Source organism: Actinoallomurus acaciae (genome assembly GCF_042429965.1).
GTDB lineage: Bacteria > Actinomycetota > Actinomycetes > Streptosporangiales > Streptosporangiaceae > Actinoallomurus > Actinoallomurus acaciae.
Window position 1 is genome coordinate 1 of sequence record NZ_JBHLZP010000786.1, and the last position, 2776, is coordinate 2776.

Consider the following 2776-nt stretch of genomic DNA (forward strand, 5'->3'; position numbering starts at 1 on the left):
CCCCGCACTCGGCGAGCGCCGCGATCGCCAGGCCGTTCCAGGCGGCCACGACCTTGTCGTCCCGCCCCGGCGGGACGCGTCGCGCACGGGCCGCGAGCAGCGCCGCGCGCACCCGGGCGTACCGCTCACGGTCCTGCGGCGGGCGCGGGAGCTGCAGGACCGAGGTGCCGTGCTCGAAGGTGCCGGTGACCTCGAACAGCTCCACGGCGTACGCGCCGTCGTCGGCGCCGAGGACCTCGGTGAGCTGCCCGGGCGTCCAGACGTAGTAGGCGCCTTCTTCGTGCCGGCCCTCCGGCGTCTCGCTGTCGGCGTCGAGGGCGCTGGCGAGCCCGCCCTGCGCGGTCCGCAGGTCGCCGAGCATCCAGTCGCAGGTCTCCAGGGCGATCCGCCGGCCCTCTTCGGCGCCGGTGAGCCGCCACCAGTGCGCGTAGACGCGGGCGAGCAGGGCGTTGTCGTACAGCATCTTCTCGAAGTGCGGCACGACCCAGGCGGCGTCCACGGAGTAGCGGGCGAAGCCGCCGCCGAGCTGGTCGTACATGCCGCCGCGCGCCATCGCCACGAGCGTGGCGTCTGCCATCTCCAGCCCCTCGCCGCCCCGCGCGGCGTGGCGCAGCAGGAACTCCAGCACCATCGACGGCGGGAACTTCGGCGCCGTGCCGAACCCTCCGTACGTCCGGTCGTACCCCTCGGTGAGCCCGCGCACGGCGACGGCCGGCACCTCCTCCGACGGGACGGCGCCGCCGCCGAGGCCGATCGTGCCGGTCAGCGCGCCGACGATCTTCTGCCCCTGCGCGAGGACCTCGTCGCGACGGTCGCGCCACGTCTGGGAGACCGCCTGGAGGAGCTGCTGGAAGTGCGGGCGGGGGAAGTAGGTGCCGCAGTAGAACGGCTCGCCCGACGGCGTCATGAACACGGTCATCGGCCAGCCTCCCTGGCCCGTCATCGCCTGGGTGGCCTCCATGTAGACGGCGTCGACGTCGGGACGCTCCTCGCGGTCCACCTTGACGCTGACGAACAGGTCGTTCATCAGGCGCGCCGTCGCGGCGTCCTCGAACGACTCGTGGGCCATGACGTGGCACCAGTGACAGGCGCTGTAGCCGACCGAGAGCAGGATCGGGACGTCTCTGCGCCGGGCCTCCTCGAAGGCGTCATCACCCCAGGGGAACCAGTGCACGGGGTTGTCGGCGTGCTGCAGCAGGTACGGGCTGGTGGCGTCCTTCAACCGGTTCATCGGCTCTCCGGGATCTGACCGGGTATCTGCGCGGGTGACGTGCTCGGGCCCTCGCCGCGGCGGCCCACGGTCCCACCGTAGTGGGCCCCGGACGGCGGTTCGGCGCGACCGCGTCCGCAATTGCCCACTGCGATTTCCGGGTGCGGACCGGCCAGGCGAACTAATCTATGCAGAGGAGTCATCACGGGCGGAGTGTGGATAGTGGATCTGATTTCGGTCTCGGCGCTGGTCTCCCTCCTGTCGAAGATCTTCAACGGCACCACGGAAAAGGCCGGCGAGCAGTTGTGGCAGTCGCTGGCCTCGGTCGTCCGGCGCCTCTTCGGCCGCAACGCCACCTCCGTCGAGGCGGTGAAGCGCCTGGGCGAACGGCCGGGTGACCCCGACGCGATCCGCGCCCTCGCTCAGGCGCTCGTGGACGACACCAGCCGCGACCCGCAGGCCGCCGCCCAGTTGCGTCACTGGGTGGTCGCCGCCGAGCAGACCATCGCCGCGAACGGCGACGTGACCAACTCGGTGAGCGGCGAGGTGAGCGGCAACGTCCTGCAGGCGCGCGACGTTCACGGCGACATCACGTTCTGAGCATGCGTACGTTCTGAGCATCCGCACGTTCTGAACGTCCGTATGTTCTGAGCGTCCGTCACCCCGGCATTGCGGAACCTTTCAGGTTCGCCGGAGGCAGGCTCCAGGATCGTGAGCCACCATCCGGCATCATGCGAATCCTCCAGGGCGGACTGTTGCTGGCGTCGGGCGCCGCACTGCTCCTCACCGCGGCCTGCGGGTCGTCCTCGGGCGACAAGGCGGCGGCCTCGCCTTCCGGATCGGCGTCCTCGAGCGGCTTCGCCGCGTACGCCGCCTGCCTGAAACAGCACGGAGTGAACATCCCGACCGCACGCCCCTCCGGCCGCCCGTCCGGAGGCGGTCGCGGCTTCTTCGGCGGCGGGAACCAGCAGGCGGTTCAGGCCTGCCGGTCGCTGGCCCCGCAGGGCGGCCGCTTCGGCGGGCAGGGCATGCAGGAGCTGCAGGCGTACCGCAGTTGCCTGTCCGACCACGGAGTGAAGCTGCCGACCCCGACACCGGGCGCCCAGCGCACCCCTGGCGCCGAGCGCACCCCGGGAGCCCGCCGTTCGCCGGGCGCGGGCTTCCTCGGCGGCCTCAACACGACGGACCCGAAGGTCGCCAAGGCCGTCAAGACGTGCAAGCCGCTGCTCCCGACGTTCTCCCCGCGCCCGTCGCCGAGCTGACCCAGACCCCCGCGCGAGCTCTCCTCCCTCGCGCGGGGTCCCCCCGGCCGCGCGGGTTCCCTCCCCCGCGCGGCTCCCCGCTTACGGACTTGGTTATCCACAACCCCGCTGAACGTTCTTGCCCCCGTCACCCACAGCACGAGACCATGAGATTAGGGTGGCCCCCCGGGCGGGAGGGCTCTGCGGGAGGGCTCTGCGGGAGGGCTCTGCGGGAGGGCTCTGGGACCGGGCACCGCGACCAGGCACCGCGACCAGGCACCGCGACCAGGCACCGCGACCAGGCACCGCGACCAGGCACCGCGAC

Annotated in this window: 3 protein-coding genes; 2 read left to right on the plus strand and 1 reads right to left on the minus strand. The window is 72.0% G+C overall.

The annotated features are described in order from the left end of the window. A partial coding sequence (locus tag ACFFNX_RS46940; RefSeq protein WP_378212870.1) for a thioredoxin domain-containing protein occupies positions 1–1231 on the minus strand: 1231 nt, incomplete at its 3' end. Between the two features lie 201 nt (positions 1232–1432). Between ACFFNX_RS46940 and ACFFNX_RS46945 the strand changes: the two genes are divergently transcribed. Both ACFFNX_RS46945 and ACFFNX_RS46950 read left to right on the plus strand, forming a co-directional pair. Continuing rightward, positions 1433–1810, plus strand: a complete 378-nt coding sequence (locus tag ACFFNX_RS46945) for a hypothetical protein (RefSeq protein ID WP_378212871.1) — start codon at positions 1433–1435, stop codon at positions 1808–1810. Positions 1811–1941: 131 nt separating this feature from the next. Further along, complete coding sequence (locus ACFFNX_RS46950) at positions 1942–2472, plus strand: hypothetical protein (RefSeq protein ID WP_378212874.1); 531 nt, start codon at positions 1942–1944, stop codon at positions 2470–2472. The last annotated feature ends 304 nt before the right edge of the window (positions 2473–2776 follow it).